This is a genomic window from Rhizobium sp. BK316 (assembly GCF_014193695.1).
In the GTDB taxonomy this organism is placed as follows: domain Bacteria; phylum Pseudomonadota; class Alphaproteobacteria; order Rhizobiales; family Rhizobiaceae; genus Rhizobium.
Window position 1 is genome coordinate 624,054 of record NZ_JACHZR010000003.1, and the last position, 15,893, is coordinate 639,946.

The 15,893-nt window shown below is 61.5% G+C and carries 15 protein-coding genes; 8 read left to right on the top strand and 7 right to left on the bottom strand.

Annotated features, from left to right (window positions below):
* Positions 1-144: 144 nt before the first annotated feature.
* The 5 genes from FHT87_RS17155 to FHT87_RS17175 form a co-directional block, all read right to left on the bottom strand.
* Complete coding sequence (locus FHT87_RS17155) at positions 145-966, bottom strand: alpha/beta hydrolase (RefSeq protein ID WP_183803474.1); 822 nt, start codon at positions 964-966, stop codon at positions 145-147.
* A gap of 128 nt (positions 967-1,094) precedes the next feature.
* A complete protein-coding gene (locus FHT87_RS17160; protein WP_183803477.1) occupies positions 1,095-1,523 on the bottom strand; it encodes a DoxX family protein in 429 nt (142 codons plus the stop codon).
* 11 nt (positions 1,524-1,534) lie between these two features.
* On the bottom strand, positions 1,535-3,421 hold the full coding sequence (locus FHT87_RS17165; RefSeq protein ID WP_183803480.1) for an amidohydrolase: 1,887 nt from the start codon (positions 3,419-3,421) through the stop codon (positions 1,535-1,537).
* Positions 3,422-3,449: 28 nt separating this feature from the next.
* Positions 3,450-3,734: a XapX domain-containing protein gene (locus FHT87_RS17170; protein ID WP_183803483.1), complete on the bottom strand. Its 285-nt coding sequence runs from the start codon at positions 3,732-3,734 to the stop codon at positions 3,450-3,452.
* 68 nt (positions 3,735-3,802) lie between these two features.
* Complete coding sequence (locus FHT87_RS17175) at positions 3,803-4,492, bottom strand: hydrolase (RefSeq protein WP_183803486.1); 690 nt, start codon at positions 4,490-4,492, stop codon at positions 3,803-3,805.
* 320 nt (positions 4,493-4,812) lie between these two features.
* Here FHT87_RS17175 and FHT87_RS17180 point away from each other — a divergent pair, with 320 nt between their 5' ends.
* From FHT87_RS17180 to FHT87_RS17200, 5 genes are all read left to right on the top strand, one after another.
* A complete protein-coding gene (locus FHT87_RS17180; RefSeq protein WP_183735992.1) occupies positions 4,813-5,295 on the top strand; it encodes a VOC family protein in 483 nt (160 codons plus the stop codon).
* A gap of 174 nt (positions 5,296-5,469) precedes the next feature.
* A complete protein-coding gene (locus tag FHT87_RS17185; protein WP_348647670.1) occupies positions 5,470-6,273 on the top strand; it encodes an AraC family transcriptional regulator in 804 nt (267 codons plus the stop codon).
* Positions 6,274-6,538: 265 nt separating this feature from the next.
* Positions 6,539-7,765: an efflux RND transporter periplasmic adaptor subunit gene (locus tag FHT87_RS17190; RefSeq protein WP_183803489.1), complete on the top strand. Its 1,227-nt coding sequence runs from the start codon at positions 6,539-6,541 to the stop codon at positions 7,763-7,765.
* Positions 7,762-10,917 carry an efflux RND transporter permease subunit gene (locus FHT87_RS17195; protein ID WP_183803492.1) on the top strand — a complete coding sequence of 1,052 codons (3,156 nt, stop codon included), beginning with the start codon at positions 7,762-7,764 and terminating at the stop codon, positions 10,915-10,917. Before FHT87_RS17190 ends, FHT87_RS17195 begins: the two co-directional genes overlap by 4 nt.
* A 283-nt stretch (positions 10,918-11,200) precedes the next feature.
* Complete coding sequence (locus FHT87_RS17200) at positions 11,201-12,199, top strand: flagellin (RefSeq protein WP_183803496.1); 999 nt, start codon at positions 11,201-11,203, stop codon at positions 12,197-12,199.
* A 74-nt stretch (positions 12,200-12,273) separates the two neighbouring features.
* On the opposite strand, the gene FHT87_RS17205 is transcribed toward FHT87_RS17200, so the two are convergent.
* Positions 12,274-12,861 (bottom strand): NAD(P)H-dependent oxidoreductase, encoded by a 588-nt coding sequence (locus tag FHT87_RS17205; protein ID WP_183735997.1) that lies wholly within the window; start codon positions 12,859-12,861, stop codon positions 12,274-12,276.
* 77 nt (positions 12,862-12,938) lie between these two features.
* On the opposite strand from FHT87_RS17205, the gene FHT87_RS17210 reads away from it, so the two are divergent.
* Positions 12,939-13,349 (top strand): helix-turn-helix domain-containing protein, encoded by a 411-nt coding sequence (locus FHT87_RS17210; RefSeq protein WP_183803499.1) that lies wholly within the window; start codon positions 12,939-12,941, stop codon positions 13,347-13,349.
* Positions 13,350-13,513: 164 nt separating this feature from the next.
* Complete coding sequence (locus FHT87_RS17215; protein WP_183735999.1) at positions 13,514-14,179, top strand: OmpA family protein; 666 nt, start codon at positions 13,514-13,516, stop codon at positions 14,177-14,179.
* A gap of 67 nt (positions 14,180-14,246) precedes the next feature.
* Here the strand turns inward: FHT87_RS17215 and FHT87_RS17220 are convergent, their stop codons facing one another.
* The gene (locus FHT87_RS17220; protein WP_183736000.1) at positions 14,247-14,654 is read right to left on the bottom strand and encodes a DUF2000 family protein; all 408 of its coding nucleotides are present in this window, start codon (positions 14,652-14,654) and stop codon (positions 14,247-14,249) included.
* 33 nt (positions 14,655-14,687) lie between these two features.
* Between FHT87_RS17220 and FHT87_RS17225 the strand changes: the two genes are divergently transcribed.
* The gene (locus tag FHT87_RS17225; RefSeq protein WP_183803502.1) at positions 14,688-15,659 is read left to right on the top strand and encodes an AraC family transcriptional regulator; all 972 of its coding nucleotides are present in this window, start codon (positions 14,688-14,690) and stop codon (positions 15,657-15,659) included.
* Positions 15,660-15,893: the final 234 nt, after the last annotated feature.

The following is a 15,893-nucleotide window of genomic DNA, read 5'->3' on the forward strand; positions in this document are numbered from 1 at the left end:
ACGGCGCGGATGTCGGCAATATGGCTGCCGCGGAATTCCCCTATGGCAATGTCCGCGTTGCTTGAAGCGGCTCGGACCTGGATGGTGTCGCAGGAGGCGCCAAGAGCGGCGGGCAGCTCTCGCCGCTCTTGGCGCGTCGGATGCTTAGGCCTTGATGAAGGCGAGGACGTCGGCGTTGAACTTGTCGGCTTCGGTCTGGGCGAGGCCGTGCGGGGCGCCCGGATAGACCTTCAGCGTGCCGTTTTTCAGAAGCTTGATGCCCTTTTCGGCAGCGGCCTTGATCGGCACGATCTGGTCGTCATCGCCGTGGATGAGCAGGGCCGGAACGTCGATCTTCCTGAGGTCTTCGCTGTAATCGACCTCGGAGAATTCATGGATGCAATCGTAATGGCCCTTGATGCCGCCGGCCATGCCCATCAGCCAGAAGGTTTCGCGCAGGCCTTCGTTGACCTTGGCGCCGTCGCGGTTGAAGCCGTAGAAGGGGATGGTGAGGTCGCGGTAGAATTGCGAGCGGTCGCCGGCCGTGCCCTTGCGGATGCCGTCGAAGACCTCGATCGGCGTGCCCTCGGGATTTTCAGGCGTCTTCAGCATCAGCGGGGGTACGGCGCCGACGAGCACGACCTTGGCGACGCGGTTCGTGCCATGGCGGCCGATATAATGGGCGACTTCGCCGCCGCCGGTGGAATGGCCGATCATGATCAGGTTCTTGAGGTCGAGCTTCTCGATGAGCTCGGCGAGGTCATCGGCATACCGATCCATATTGTTGCCGTTCCACGGTTGGGAGGACTTGCCGTGTCCGCGGCGGTCATGGGCGATGACGCGGTAGCCCTGCTGGGCAAAGTAGAGCATCTGGACTTCCCAGGCATCGCCCGACAGAGGCCAACCGTGGGAGAAGAGGATCGGCTGGCCGTTGCCCCAATCCTGGTAATAAATCGTCGTTCCGTCCTTGGTGGTGATCGTCGGCATTGAATTTGTCCTATGCTGGGGTTGGGAGGATCTGTGCCCTGAGGCGGATGGGTTGCAGCGTGGTACTGACACGGTCAGAAAACATGTTTGCAGGGGTCAGCGGAAGCGATGCTTTGGTGCAGGTTGCCCTATGCTTTTTCCCTGAGATCGAGCCAGGCGGCGAGCAGGAAGCCGCCGACGAGGCCCAGATGTTCAAAGAAGGAGTTGGCTGCCATGAAGCGCTCCATTCCCTGAGGCAATTCCCAGAAACGCAGGGCCAGGAAGGTGGCCATCAGCGTGAAGGAGCCGAGGGCGAGCGCGCCCAGCCATCGAAAAAAGCCGGTGAGAATCATGAGCGAGGCAGCAAGCTCCAGGGCAATGACGATCACCGCAAAGACCGGTGCGGGCGACAGGCCGAAATGGGTCATCTCGCCGATCGCACTCGGAAAATCTGTGAGCTTGTTGAGGCCGCCTTGCAGATAGGCTGCACAGAGGCCGAGATAGGCAATGAAGCGCATCCACGGCGCGCCGAAAAGAGGACGGGCGAGGGATGCAAGTCGGATTTCAAGGGCATGCATCGGATCGATCCTCAGACGGCCCAGCAGGCGCAGCCGAGTGCGCCCCAGAAACTCTTCAGATCGGAGGCTGGTGCCTTCGAGCCCCAGGCATTGGCGTGCGCATGGCCGTGGACGTTGCAATCATTGGCGCAGCCGCAGGACGAAATCAGGCGGCGATGCAGCGAGTTCTTGCCGGCACCCTCGGGTTCGCCCCAGGCGGCATAGCCTTTGAAGCTGCGCACCGGCGACCAGTCCGGCATGGCCGGTGGAACCGGGTTTTCATCGAGGCTCGCGAAAGTGCCTGATCCATAGACGATCTTGCCGCCAACCATGGTCAGCTCCGACGTGAGGAAGGAGATCTCCTCTTCGGCGCAGGCGAAGAAATCCTTGTCCGGCACGATGAGATCGGCGAACTGGCCCTTCTCGATGCGCCCCTTCTTGCCTTCCTCGTTGGAGAACCAGGTGACGTTTTCCGTCCACATGCGCAGCGCCGTCTCGCGGTCGAGGCAGTTGCGGCGCGGATAGATCGCCATGCCGCCGACGGTGCGGCCCGTGATCATCCAGGAGAGCGAGACCCAGGGATTATAGGAGGCAACGCGGGTGGCATCGGTGCCGGCGGAAACCTTCACACCCTTTTCCAGCATACGGGCCACGGGCGGGGTGGCTTCGGTCGCACCGACGCCATAACGCTCGACGAAATATTCGCCCTGATAGGCCATGCGGTGCTGCACGGCGATGCCGCCGCCAAGGGCTGCAATGCGGTCGATCGACTGTTCGGAAATCGTCTCGGCATGATCGAAGAACCAGTTGAGGCCTTCGAGCGGGATATCCTGATTGACCTTTTCGAAGACATTGAGCGCGCGTCTGATCGTCTCGTCATAGGTGGCGTGCAGGCGCCAGGGCCAGCGGTTTTGCGCAAGCACCCGCACGACCTCTTCCAGCTCGCCTTCCATTTCCGGCGGCATGTCCGGGCGCGGCTGTCGGAAATCCTCGAAATCGGCAGCGGAGAAGATCAGCATTTCGCCCGCGCCGTTGTGGCGGAAATAGTCGGTACCCTGCTTGTATTTCACCGAAGCGGTCCAGTTCAGGAAATCTTCCTTCTCCGCCTTCGGCTTCTGGGTGAAGAGATTATAGGCGAGACGGACGGTCATCTGGCCGTCATCGGCAAGTTTCTGGATGACAGCATAATCATCGGGATAGTTCTGGAAGCCGCCGCCGGCATCAATGACGCCTGTTACACCGAGGCGGTTCAACTCGCGCATGAAGTGGCGGGTGGAATTGACCTGATAATCGAAGGGCAGTTTCGGACCCTTTGATAGCGTCGAATAGAGAATGCCGGCATTGGGCTTGGCGAGCAGCAGGCCGGTCGGATTGCCGTTTGCATCTCGGGTAATCTCGCCACCGGGCGGGTTCGGCGTGTCCCTGGTATAGCCGACGGCGCGCAGGGCCGCGCCATTCAGCAGTGCGCGATCGTAGAGATGCAGGATGAAGACAGGGGTATCCGGTGCAATTGCGTTGATCTCTTCGATCGTCGGCAGGCGCTTTTCGGCAAACTGATGTTCGGTGAAGCCGCCGACGACGCGGACCCATTGCGGCGGCGGGGTGATCGCCACCTGGCGCTTCAGCATGTCCATGGCATCGGCGAGCGAACGCACGCCATCCCAGCGCAGTTCCATGTTGAAGTTCAAACCGCCTCTGATGACGTGGGTGTGGTTGTCGATCAGGCCGGGAAGGACGCGCTTGCCCTTGAGATCGACGACCTTCGTATTCGGTCCCTTGAGCGCCATGATCTCGGCGTCGTGGCCGACGGCGAGGAACCTGCCGTCCTTGACGGCGACGGCGCTCGCGGCCGGATTGGAGCGGTCGAGCGTGGTGATCAGACCATGGTGCAGGATGAGGTCGGCGGTCGTGTTTTCCATAATCTTCGTCCTCGAGCGGGAGCGGGTATCAGACCTTGTCGGAAGGCTTGATGGCGGCGGCCTTGATGTCTGAGAGCTGGCCGCCCTTCGGCAGGTGGCCGAACATGTGCGGCTTGATCTGGTTCAGCCACGAGACAGCCGCCGGCTCCTTGTTGATCAGCGTCTTGGCGAACGGGATGACCTGCTCGCCGACGAGGATGCCGAGCAGGCCGACGAGCGCTATGACCGGCGGGGCCGGCGAGCGGACGTTGAGCAGGCTGTAGACGATGCCGACGAGAAGGCCGGCTCCGAGGGAGAGGAGATAGATTTTCATGGTGTCCTCGATTCATTTCGGCATGCAGTGGTGGGCGGAAGCGGGCGCGCCGCTCCCGCCGATCAAGCTCACTTGGCAGGGTTCGGGCCGATGCGCTCGCCATGCTTGACGCGCTCGGGCGCCTTGTGGACATGGGTGTAGGCGTAATCGACGCCCATGCCGTAGGCACCGGAATGTTCCTTCACGATAGCAGTGACGGCGTCGTAGGTTTGGCGGCGTGCCCAGTCGCGCTGCCATTCCAAGAGCACTTGCTGCCAGGTGACGGGAACGCAGCCGGCTTGGACCATGCGGTCCATGGCGTATTTGTGCGCATCGGCAGACGTGCCGCCCGAGGCATCGGCGACCATGTAGATCTCGTAATCGGTGTCGTGCATGCAGGAGAGCGCGAAGGTGGTGTTGCAGACTTCGGTCCAGAGGCCTGAGACGACGACCTTCTTGCGGCCGTTGGCGGCATTCTTCGCCAGGGCGTCACGGACGTTCTGGTCATCCCAGGAGTTCATCGAGGAGCGTTCGAGAATCGTGTTTTCGGGGAAGACGGCGAGCAATTCCGGATAAGTGTTGCCGGAGAAGGCCTCGGTTTCGACCGTGGTGATTGATGTCGGCACCTTGAAGGTCTTGGCGGCCTTGGCGAGGCCGACGACATTATTCTTCAAAGTCTGGCGGTCGATGGACTGCACGCCGAAGGCCATCTGCGGCTGCTGGTCGATGAAGATCAGCTGGCTGTTCTGGGGTGTGAGGACTTCAAGATATTTGGACACTATCGTTCTCCCTGGTCATGAGGCCTTGAAGGCAGGAATTGGACCGCCGAGCGCCCGCTATCGGAGCTTGCGGGCATCGGCCAGCATCGCTTTCCCGCAAGTGCAGGGGCGCGAATTGACGGCGAACCTACTTGGCAAAAGCCAAATCAGATTGTTGGTTCTGACCCTCTTTTGTCGAAAATTGCTCTCGGTTGCGGAGATATGCGGGAAGCCCCTGAGAGACCGGAAAGGGAGCCCAAAAAATATTGTGGTGCCTTGTCGGCATGGGCAGAGTTCACGCGTCCTAGAGCAGTGAACGACGACCAAAAGGAGGATGTTTCATGGTCAAGGTCATCTCGCATCTCTGGTTTGCCGAAGGCGCCCGCGAGGCGGTCGAATTCTATGTCTCGCTCGTTCCCAATTCCTCGATCGGTGAGATCACCATCGTGCCGGCGGAAACGCCAAGCGGCCCTCCCGGCAGCGTGGAGATCATCCAGTTCACGCTCGGCGGGCAAAGCTTCGTCGCCATGCGGGCCGGACCGTTCGAACCGTTCAATCATGCCTACTCGATACAGGTTATCTGCGAAGATCAGGCGGAGCTCGACCGCATCTGGGATGGTTTTCTTGCCAATGGCGGGACGACCGAACATTGCGGCTGGCTCAGGGATCGCTGGGGTCTTTCCTGGCAGATTGTGCCCAAGGCGCTGGCCGAGATGATGAGCGGCGCGCGCAAAGGCAATGCCAAAAAAATGACCGAGGCGATGCTGCAGATGGTCAAGCTCGATATCGCAACACTGGAAAAGGCGTTCCAGGAAGCAGCCTGAACCTGCGAGGCGGCGTGACCAGAGTGGACGGCAGCTTCGGAGACGGGGCTGCCGTTCAATTCTGTCAGTGGATTTTGAGGGGGAGTGATGTAATTGTGACAGCGGGAGGCAATTGAAAACGGGGTGATTGAATTGGCGTCTCGGCCACAGATTTCATTGCTTCAGGCCGGTGCGGTGTCGATCGTGCGTGTGCGCAGCAACAGCTCCGATCATGATGAGAGCGGGCCGATTCCCCAGGCGGAGGCTTTCAGCGTCATCGCCCAGCTGAAGCCCTTCGACAATCATCGCCTCTGGCGCCGCGGCAAGCTCGTTCATGACGGCGGCCATCCGGCAGGTGCGCTGGCGATCACCGATCTCGGGGAGGAGTGGCGCTGCCATCATCGCTCCTCCTTCGACAACATGCGTTTCAATATAACCCGGCAGGGGCTTTCCGATTTCAGCTACGAGGCGGGGCGTTCCGGCTTTAACGGGCTCGATTGCGGGCAGGGGCAGCTCGATCCGGTCGTGCAGGGGCTCGCAATGGCACTCCTGCCGGCGCTCAGCCAGCCGGCGCATGCAAGCGCTCTTTTCATCGATCATGTCCTGCTGGCGCTGCAGGCGCATCTGGTGACGCGCTACGGCAAGATCAATCTGCCGGTCGAACGCAGCAGCGGGCTTTCAGCACGCCAGCTCAACATGGCGACGGGGTTCCTCGCCTCGCTGACGGCGCGGGAGGCGACGATATCTGATGTCGCGGCGCAATGCGGGTTGTCGACCAGCTATTTCATCCGCGCCTTCAAGAAATCCACCGGCCGCACGCCGCATCGCTGGCTCATGGAATACCGGGCGGAGAAGGCGCGGCAGATGCTGCTCGGCACGGCCTCCATCGCCGAGATTGCGGTCGCCTGCGGCTTTGCCGACCAGAGCCATCTGACACGGGTCTTCACGGCGCTGCATGGGGTGTCGCCCGGCACGTGGCGGCGGGAGAGGCGTATCTAGGGGACTATCTCTTTTCTTGCGCAGTTCCGGACGCAAAATCGCTGCGCACTTCCGCTGGAACTGCTCTCCCGGCACCGCTCAAGTAAAAGTGAGCGGGCGGGTTATTTTCAATCTTTGCTGATATTACAATTCTGTAATGACGGGTGGTTACGCTTGCTGCCGGCCGGGGAAAGGTGCGATATTGTCGCACCTGACGGGACTGGTTGTCCCGCAACGCCTCTTTCGACCGACCCTGGTCTAACCTCGAGTCCCTCCGGAGACGTGGATGCCCTTTTGGAAGCAGTTTTTACTTTGCGTTGTCGTGATTATCGCCGGCTTTGCCGCGTGGGTATACTTTGTGCCCGGCGCGGGCGATACGATGCGCAATGCCGGAATTCCCGACAATCTCGTCTCCATGATCACCCCCAAGGCCAATGAAACGGCCGATCCCGGTGTGCGGCAGGCGCAGGGCGGCGGCGGCCAAGGTCAGGGCGGCCAGGGGCAAGGGCAGGGTCGTCGTAACGGCGGCGAAGGCGGTGGTGGACGCAATGCTTCCGTTCTCGTCGTCACCCAGGCCGTGGTACAGGGCGTCGTCAACGACCGGCTGAACGCGATCGGCACGGGCGACGCGATCCGCTCCGTCGCGGTCACGCCGCAGGCCACCGGCACGATCCGCGAAATCCTCATCAAGTCGGGCGATATGGTCAAGCAGGGTCAGGTTCTCGCCAAGCTCGACAGCGAGGAGCAGGTCATTGCCCAGGGGCAGGCGCAGGTGGCGCTGAACAGCGCGCTCGAGAAATCCAGCCTCTACCACAATATCAAGTCCAGCGTGTCGCGCATGGACGTCTTCGATTCCGAGATCGCCGAGCAGAATGCGCGGCTGCAGCTGCAGGCCGCCGAGCTCAATCTCACGCGCCGCAACATCGTCGCGCCCATCGACGGTATCGTCGGCATCGTGCCGGTCAATATCGGCGACAACGTCACGACCTCGACGCCGATCGTGACGCTCGACGACCGCACGGAAATCCTCGTCGACTACTGGGTGCCGGAGCGTTTCGCCAATACGGTTTCTGTCGGCCAGGCGGTCGAGGCAACGTCCGTGGCGCGGCCGGGCAAGATCTTTTCAGGAGTGCTGGAAGCGGTCGACAACCGCATCGACGCGGCAAGCCGCACGCTGCGTCTGCGGGGACGGATCGACAACAGCTCTGACGAGCTGCGCGCCGGCATGTCCTTTTCGGTCAGCATGAAATTTGCCGGCGATAAATACCCGGCCGTCAACCCGCTCTCCGTGCAGTGGGATGCTCAGGGCTCCTTCGTCTGGCGGGTGACCGACGACAAGTCGCACAAGGTACGGGTCACGGTCGTGCAGCGCAATCCGGATTATGTGCTGGTCAAGGCTGACCTTGATGATGGCGACCAGATCGTCACGCAGGGCCTGCAGCGCGTGCGCGAGAACGGTGCTGTGCGTGTGGCGACCGATATCGCCGCCAATGGCAAGGTCGCCTCCCAATGACCGTGACCGAAATCCCTCACGACAGACCGGAATCCGGCAAGGCGACCTTCACTGCGCTCTTCGTGCGCCGCCCGATCCTGGCGCTGGTCTTCAACACGCTGATGGTGGTGGCCGGTCTTGCGGCCTATGTCGGCGTCGAAGTGCGCGAGTTGCCCGATGTCGACCGGCCGGTGGTAACCGTGCGCACGACCTTCGACGGCGCTTCGCCGCAGACGATCGACCAGGAGCTGACCAAGGTCATCGAAGGCGCGGTTGCGCGTGTCAGCGGTCTCAAATCCATCTCTTCCAGTTCCCAGTTCGGCCAGAGCCGTGTGACGCTGGAATTTTCCGATTCCATCGATCTGGCCGTTGCCGCCAACGACGTGCGCGACGCGATCGGACGCATCGCCCAGAACCTGCCCGATGAGGCGGATCCGCCGCAGATCGTCAAGGCTGACTCGGATTCCTCGGCGATCATGCGCCTTGCGGTGACGTCGGATACGCTCAACATGGACGATCTGACATTGCTCGTCGAGAACGAGGTGGTCGATCGCCTGGCCTCTGTCGATGGCGTTGCCGATGTCGAGGAATACGGCGATCAGGAAAAGGTCTTCCGCGTCGACGTCGATCAGGGCGCGCTTGCAAGCCGCGGGCTGACCATCGGCGATCTCACCAAGGCGCTCGACAATGCCGCGCTCGATGTGCCGGCCGGTTCGCTGAAGAGCCCGATGCAGGATATCGTGGTGCGCGCTACCGCCAGCCTGCAGACGCCCGAAGACTTCCAGAATGTCATCCTGCAACACAATGTGCGCCTCGGCGACGTTGCGACCGTCACACTCGGACCGCGCGACGGAGAGACGGCGCTACGCTCCAACGGCAAGCCGGGCATCGGTCTCGGCATCATTCGTCAGGCACAGTCGAATACGCTGAATATTTCCACCGGCATTCACGCGGCCGTCGACCAGCTTTCCAAGACGCTGCCGAAGGGCACGACGATCGCGATCACCAGCGATGACGCCGTGTTCATCGAGGGTGCGATCCACGAAGTCGTGCTGGCGCTGCTTTTGTCGGCGGTCATCGTCACCGTCGTCATCTATCTCTTCCTGCGCGACTGGCGCGCGACGCTGATCCCGTCCGTCTCGATGCCGGTGGCGCTGATCGGGACACTCGCGGCGATCTATATGGTCGGCTTCTCGATCAACATCCTGACGCTGCTTGCGATCGTGCTGGCGACCGGTCTCGTGGTCGACGACGCCATCGTGGTGCTCGAAAACATCGTGCGCCGCCGTTCCGAGGGCATGGGGCCGCGCGCGGCGGCCGTGCTCGGCACGCGCGAAGTGTTCTTCGCTGTCATCGCGACGACGGCCACGCTCGCTGCCGTCTTCATTCCGCTGTCCTTCCTGCCGGGGCAGGTGGGCGGCCTGTTCCGCGAGTTCGGCTTCGTGCTGGCCTTCTCGGTCGGCCTGTCGTCGATCGTGGCGCTGACGCTGTGTCCGATGCTCGCCTCGCGATTGCTGACCAAGCCGATGATCGAGGATCACGGGCTGCTCGGCCGCTTCGGCGAGGCCTTCGCCAGCATTTATAAATGGGCGCTGCATGCCTGCCTGGGCGCGCCTGTTGTCGTCATCGTCTTCTCGCTCATTTTCGGCGCTGCAGCCGTTGTCGCTTTCGGCACGGTCAAGAGCGAGCTGACGCCGGAGGAAGACCGCGCCATGGTGATGATGCGGCTGACGACGCCGCAGGGCTCCAGCCTCGAATATACGCGCGACAAGCTGCAGCTGGTGGAGGAATACCTTCAGCCGCTCGTCGACAGCGGCGATATCAGGAACGTCTTCTCGATCTCCGGCCAGGGCGGCGCTTCCAACAGCGGTTTCATGGTGCTGACGCTGGCCCCCTGGGGCGAGCGCCACCGCACGCAGGCCGAGATCGTGCGCGACATCAACCAGGCTGCGTCAAAGGTGCCGGCGCTGCGCGGCAATGCGATCTCGTCGAACAGCCTGCGCATCCGCGGCGCCGGCAGCGGTCTTCAGATGGCGCTGATCGGCAACGACCACGAGGCGCTGACGGCGGCTGCCGCCAAGCTGGTGCAGCAGCTCGACGCCAGCGGCCAGTACGATACGCCGCGCCTGACCAACGAACCGTCGCAGGCGCAAGTCTCCGTCGCTGTCGACCGCGAACGGGCCTCCGATCTCGGTATCGATATCACCGGGCTTTCGACCGCCATCCAGTCACTGCTCGAGGGACGATCGGTGGTCGATGTCTTCGTCAATGGTGAATCCTATCCGGTGCTTCTGACTTCGACGATGCGGCCGATCGACGATCCGACCGATCTTGAAAACGTCTTCCTGAAGACGGGCGACGGCAAGATCGTGCCGATGTCGGTCATCGCTTCGCTGAAGGAAGGCTCGGTCGCCCCGCAGCTCAACCGCGAACAGCAGCTCGCGTCCGTGGCGATCACCGCCGGTCTCAAGGACGGCATGTCGCTCGGCGATGCGGTGAAGAACGTCACGCAGATGGCAGCGCCGCTCTTACCGCCCGGCGCCCGCCTGCTGCCGCTTGCAGAAGCCGCAACGCTCGAAGAGAATTCCAGCGGCATGGCGCTGACCTTCGGCTTTGCGATCGTCATCATCTTCCTGGTGCTGGCGGCCCAGTTCGAGAGCGTCCTGTCGTCGCTGATCATCATGTCGACGGTGCCGCTCGGCCTTGCCTGCGCCGTCTTTGCGCTCATCATCACCGGCTCCAGCCTCAACATCTACAGCCAGATCGGCCTCGTGCTGCTTGTCGGCGTGATGGCGAAGAACGGCATTCTCATCGTGGAATTTGCCAATCAGCTGCGCGATCGCGGCGAGGATGTGCGCTCGTCGATCGAAAAGGCCTGCGCGCTTCGCCTGCGTCCAGTCATGATGACGATGATCGCGACCATTCTTGGTGGCGTTCCCCTGGTCTTTGCCCACGGTGCGGGTGCGGAAGCGCGTGTGGCGCTCGGCTGGGTCATCGTCGGCGGCCTCGGCTTCGCAACGCTGGTGACGTTGTTCATCACGCCCGTCGCCTATCTGCTGATTGCCCGCTTCGCCAAGCCGCATGCCCATGAGGAAGCGCGCCTGCACGAGGAAATGACGCATGCGACGCGTCCGAAGCCGGATCCGGAAGAACAGCTTCAGGCTGCGGAGTAAGAGGGCGAACAAGCCTTTTTCAATACTTTCGGAAGCGCCCGCCGGACCTCTCCAGCGGGCGTTTCTATGGTGTATGAAAGCTTGTGAAATAAGATAAATTACTTCTGAACTTTAGCCGTTTTTTAAGCATGACCGGCAATGATTGCGATCAGTAACCGGTCGGTCTTCCCCAGTTTTTCCGAAGGCCATTGCGCTGATTTTCCAGCGACGGCGGACATGAACGTCCGTGTGATTTCGGTACATCCTGTTTAGTTGCGTCCTGTTGTGTTTTGGAGTTCGTACCGTGAGTATTTATCAGCGCACCTCCGTGGATGCGGCGCTTTACGTGCTGCGCGATATTAATCGGAATATGACGGTGACGCAGAACCACATTACGACGGGTCTGCGCGTCGAAAAAGCCCAGGACAATGCTGCTTACTGGTCGGTCGCAACGACAGCGCGTTCCGACAACAAGGCCCTGTCTGCCGTTCAGGATGCCCTCGGCATGGCGGCTGCCACGATGGGAACGGCATCTGCCGGCGTCGACAGCGTCATCGATGTCGTCACCGAGATCAAGGCAAAGCTCGTCGCCGCTACGGAGCAGGGCGTCGACAAGACCAAGGTCGGCGAAGAGCTGGAGCAGTTGAAAGCGCAGCTACGCAGCGTTTCCGAAGGCGCGGGCTTCAACAACGACAACTGGATCATTCTCGACAACACCACCACGCCGACGCAGCCGCGCCAGATCCCGGCCTCTTTCATCCGTAATTCGGATGGCACGGTATCCGTCGGCATGCTGAGCTACCATATCGACATCCCGCCGAGCGGCGCGACTTCCTCCAAGGATGCGCGCTATGTGATCGACGACCGGGCAGGCGGTACCGGCGAATATGGTGTGCTGACGTCCGCCTACTTCGCCACCGAACTCGGCACGACGCAGACCTGGGTGCTGACGAAGAGCAAGAACGGCAATACGGCCGGCCAGGTGGAAATCGGCCTGACGGCCACTACGAGCAAAAAAGACCTGAGCGACATGATCAGCGTCGTCGATGCCGCGCTCGGACAGCTGACGACCGTCGGGTCTGCCTTCGGCGCACTGGAAAAGCGCATCAGCCTGCAGGACGAATTCGCCAAGAACCTGTCCGACAACCTCACCTCGGGCATCGGCCGCCTCGTCGATGCCGATATGGAGGCGGAATCGAGCAAGCTCAGGGCATTGCAGACCCAGCAGCAGCTCGGCCTGCAGTCACTGAATATTGCCAACGCCTCCTACGACAAGATTCGTCAGCTCTTCCAGAACTTCTAAGGCTGAATTCAAGAACATGACCGCGCGGCAAGCCATGCTCGCCGCGCGGTTTTCTTTTTGGCAAAGCGCAGGTTTCAGGCGGCCTTGGCAGCCATCGTCGCTTTGGCCCACCAGACCAGTTCGTCGAGTGCCGCCTTTGCTGTCGGCAGCAGGTTCGCCTCGATCTCTTCGATCGGCTTGTTGCCGAAGGCCGGATGGATCGCCATGAAGTCGCCGCCGCCGATATGCACGGCACTGCGGGTGGAGACCATATGAAGCTCGACGCCGATCCCACGCAGATGTTCGACCGCGCGCGTGGCGCCCGTGCCGCCATAGCCGATCGCGGTGAACGGCTTGCGCATCCATTCCTTGTAGGCCTGGTCGAGCGCGTTCTTGAGCACGCCGGTGATCGAATGGTTATATTCGGCGACGACGAAGATGTAGCCGTCGAAGCGCCCGATCGTTTCCTGCCAGCGGACCGCTTCCGGATTCTGGCTTGGCATCCAGAAGTTCGACGCCATTTCCTCGAAGAAGGGGAGCGGGTGGTCGCGCAGATCGATCAGCTCGACATCGAGGTCGTCACGCGCCTGAGCCTGTTTCAAAATCCATTGTGCCGGCGCATCGGCGAAACGGGTGGGGCGGGTGGAGCCGATAATAACGGCGATACGGGGCTTAGAATTCAAAGTAACCTCCTGTATGCTGGTTTCCTACGGTAACCAGATTACGAATGGTTTGCGGCGGCGCACAAGGAGGCACTTTATTGAAACCAGATAACCACGAGGAAACCGCTCCCTGTGAAGCCGTCGACGGCTGCGGACAGGTCCGCGCCTGCGATCACATCAGCCGCATGCTGGCGCGCATCAGCGACAAGTGGAGCCTACTGGTGGTGCGCGTGCTGGGTCACGGTCCGCTCCGCTTCAACGCTCTGCGCCGTGAAGTCGGCGAAATCAGCCAGAAGGTTCTGGCATCGACGCTCAGGGAGCTGGAGGAGAACGGTTTCGTTTCCCGGACCGTCACGCCTACAACGCCGCCGCAGGTCGAATATGCGCTGACGGATCTCGGCCGCGAGTTCCTGGATCCGGTTCGGGGGCTTGCCGAGTGGGTCGTCGCAAACTCCGCACGCATGGACGAGGCGCGGGCGGCCTATGCCAAACGCCGCAGGCTCGATTGAGGCAAGCTCTGCGGTTTGCCAATAAAGCTGGTGATATCGGTGCGCGGCTGCAACAGGGCCATGTTTCCCATGGGCAATTTGGCTTATCAGACTGATATCTTCATCTTGTTGCCGCATTCCCTAATATCTGCTCGCACCAGCTTCGAACGGAGAACCTCCTGTCCATGATCAAGAAATTCATCCTTCTGGCCGTTGCGGCGAGTTACCTCTCGGCTTGCACGACGACCGATCCCTATACTGGTGAGCAGAAGGTATCCAATACCGCCGGCGGTGCCGCTCTCGGCGCGCTCGGCGGTGCTCTCGTCGGTGTCGCCGTCGGCGGCGGTGGCCACGGCAAGCGCAATGCCGCGCTGATCGGCGCCGGCATCGGCGCTCTCGCCGGCGGCGCAATCGGCAACTACATGGACCAGCAGGAAGCCGAGCTTCGTGCCCAGCTCGAAGGCACCGGCATTTCCGTCACCCGCCAGGGCGACAACATCATCCTCAACATGCCGTCGAACATCACCTTCGATATCGACCAGGATGCGGTGAAGCCGGGCTTCTACCCGACGCTGAATTCGGTGGCGATCGTGCTGCGCAAGTTCAACCGCACGCTCATCGACATTAACGGCCATACGGATTCCACCGGCAGCCTCCAGCATAACCAGGATCTGTCGGAGCGCCGCGCCTACTCGGTTGCGAGCTACCTGCAGGGCCAGGGCATCGATGGCCGCCGCGTTTCGGCAGTCGGCTTCGGTCCGTCGCAGCCGGTCGCTTCCAATGCGACCGAAGCCGGCCGCGCCCAGAACCGCCGTGTCGAAATCCAGATCGCACCGATCACCCAGGGCTGACCGGAAGCTTTCCAAGCAAGAAGAGGCCAGGTCATTCACCCGGCCTTTTCTTTTTCGTTCGCCTATCTCAATGCTGCATCGTCGCACCCTTGGTGATCTTGTCGACGATCTTCTTGTCAGCCCTGAGCGCAATGCCGACGACCTTGGCATCATCGGGGGCGTATTCGGCGAAGACGGCGCGGTTGGCCGCATCGTGGCCGGTTGCAAACATTTCCTCGATAAAGACGGATGAGGTCACCTCGCGCTCCAGCGCGCGGCGGTGGATGGTCGATATCGTCGTTTCGTCGGCCGACAAGACGATGATCGGCTGGATCGATAGCGGGTTATAGAGGTTGCCGGCGCGGTCCTTGTAGGGCTCGCCGATGATTTCGGGATATTGCCCGGCGATGCCCGTCGAAAGGAAGGCTGTGACATTCAGCTTCTGCCAGCCGGCAAGATTGTTTCGCAGGACGATCGCAATTTTGGTATCAAACATTCCAGTGTCTTTCATCAGGGTATCGCAAACGCGTTGAGCCAAGATCTAACGCCGCAAGTCTTCGAGGGTCTTGAACGTTTGTGCGAGCCGCAGGTCGGCAGCGGCATGCTGTCCGCGCCTGGGGGCAGCGGCATGCTGGCCGCGCCCTCCGGTAGCGGCATCCTGACTGCGCCGGCTTTTCCGGGTATCGAGCGTATCGAGGCGCAGTTCTCCGGCAATATGTTCGAGCCACATCGACACGATACCTATGCACTCGGTGTCACCCTGCACGGCGTGCAGACCTTCACCTATCGCGGCGAACGGCGCTTCAGTCTGCCGGGGCAGGTGATCGTCTTGCATCCGGACGAAGAGCACGACGGCGGGGCGGGAACCGCAGACGGACTGCACTACCGCATGCTCTACATGGAGCCGGCGCTGCTGATGGAATGCCTGGAGGCGGAAAAGATCGGGCTTCCCTTCGTCGACCAGCCTGTGATCGCCGATGGTGCGCTAGCGCAGGTGCTGCTTGCCGCACTCGGCGAACTCGACCGGGAGCTGGACGAACTCTTCGTCGATGATTTCGTGAGCCGCGTGGCGGGTAGCCTGTCACGGCATTCGCAGGTGCGCCGACGGACCTTGGGCGCTGTTGCCTGGAAACAGGTGAGGGTGGCGCGCGATTATCTGGAAGCGCATGCGCTGAGGCCGGTGCGCTCGGGCGAACTAGAGGGCATTACCGGCCTCGATCGTTTCACCCTGTCACGGCATTTCCGCACGGCCTTTGCCACCAGCCCGCACCGCTACATGCTGATGCGGCGGCTGCAGCAGGCCAAGGCGCTGATGGGCGAGGGCGAAAGCTTTGCCGACGTGGCAGCCGCGACGGGCTTTGCCGATCAGGCGCATTTCATCCGGCATTTCAAGAAGGCCTATGGCGTGACGCCTGGTCGCTGGGTGGGGCTTCAGCGATTTAATGCGGTGGAGGCCAGCGATGGTGGGATATCACAGTCCTCGTTCAGAGAGCGGACTTAAACAGAAGCCCAATCCGTGGTCCGACGTGATCTCATTTCCTACGTGGATTTCGATTCCGTCCGCGCTCAGCGGCGCGTAAAGGCGCGGCCGTCATGGCATTTATCCATAAAATGGCATTATCATATGCATTTCCCATGCCTACAGCAATTAAGTTTGATGGGATAACCTGCTCTCAGGCATCGGCCGAATGGCTACGCAGCCGGCGGTCAATGACAGGAAAAAGGTTCAAGGCAC

What these genes read in the sequence shown, in the direction of transcription:
- FHT87_RS17160 (WP_183803477.1), bottom strand. Translation starts at nt 1,523, where the DNA reads ATGCATGCCCTTGAAATCCGACTTGCATCCCTCGCCCGTCCTCTTTTC.
- FHT87_RS17155 (WP_183803474.1), bottom strand. Translation starts at nt 966, where the DNA reads ATGCCGACGATCACCACCAAGGACGGAACGACGATTTATTACCAGGAT.
- FHT87_RS17165 (WP_183803480.1), bottom strand. Translation starts at nt 3,421, where the DNA reads ATGGAAAACACGACCGCCGACCTCATCCTGCACCATGGTCTGATCACC.
- FHT87_RS17190 (WP_183803489.1), top strand. Translation starts at nt 6,539, where the DNA reads ATGCCCTTTTGGAAGCAGTTTTTACTTTGCGTTGTCGTGATTATCGCC.
- FHT87_RS17215 (WP_183735999.1), top strand. Translation starts at nt 13,514, where the DNA reads ATGATCAAGAAATTCATCCTTCTGGCCGTTGCGGCGAGTTACCTCTCG.
- FHT87_RS17220 (WP_183736000.1), bottom strand. Translation starts at nt 14,654, where the DNA reads ATGTTTGATACCAAAATTGCGATCGTCCTGCGAAACAATCTTGCCGGC.
- FHT87_RS17195 (WP_183803492.1), top strand. Translation starts at nt 7,762, where the DNA reads ATGACCGTGACCGAAATCCCTCACGACAGACCGGAATCCGGCAAGGCG.
- FHT87_RS17170 (WP_183803483.1), bottom strand. Translation starts at nt 3,734, where the DNA reads ATGAAAATCTATCTCCTCTCCCTCGGAGCCGGCCTTCTCGTCGGCATC.
- FHT87_RS17180 (WP_183735992.1), top strand. Translation starts at nt 4,813, where the DNA reads ATGGTCAAGGTCATCTCGCATCTCTGGTTTGCCGAAGGCGCCCGCGAG.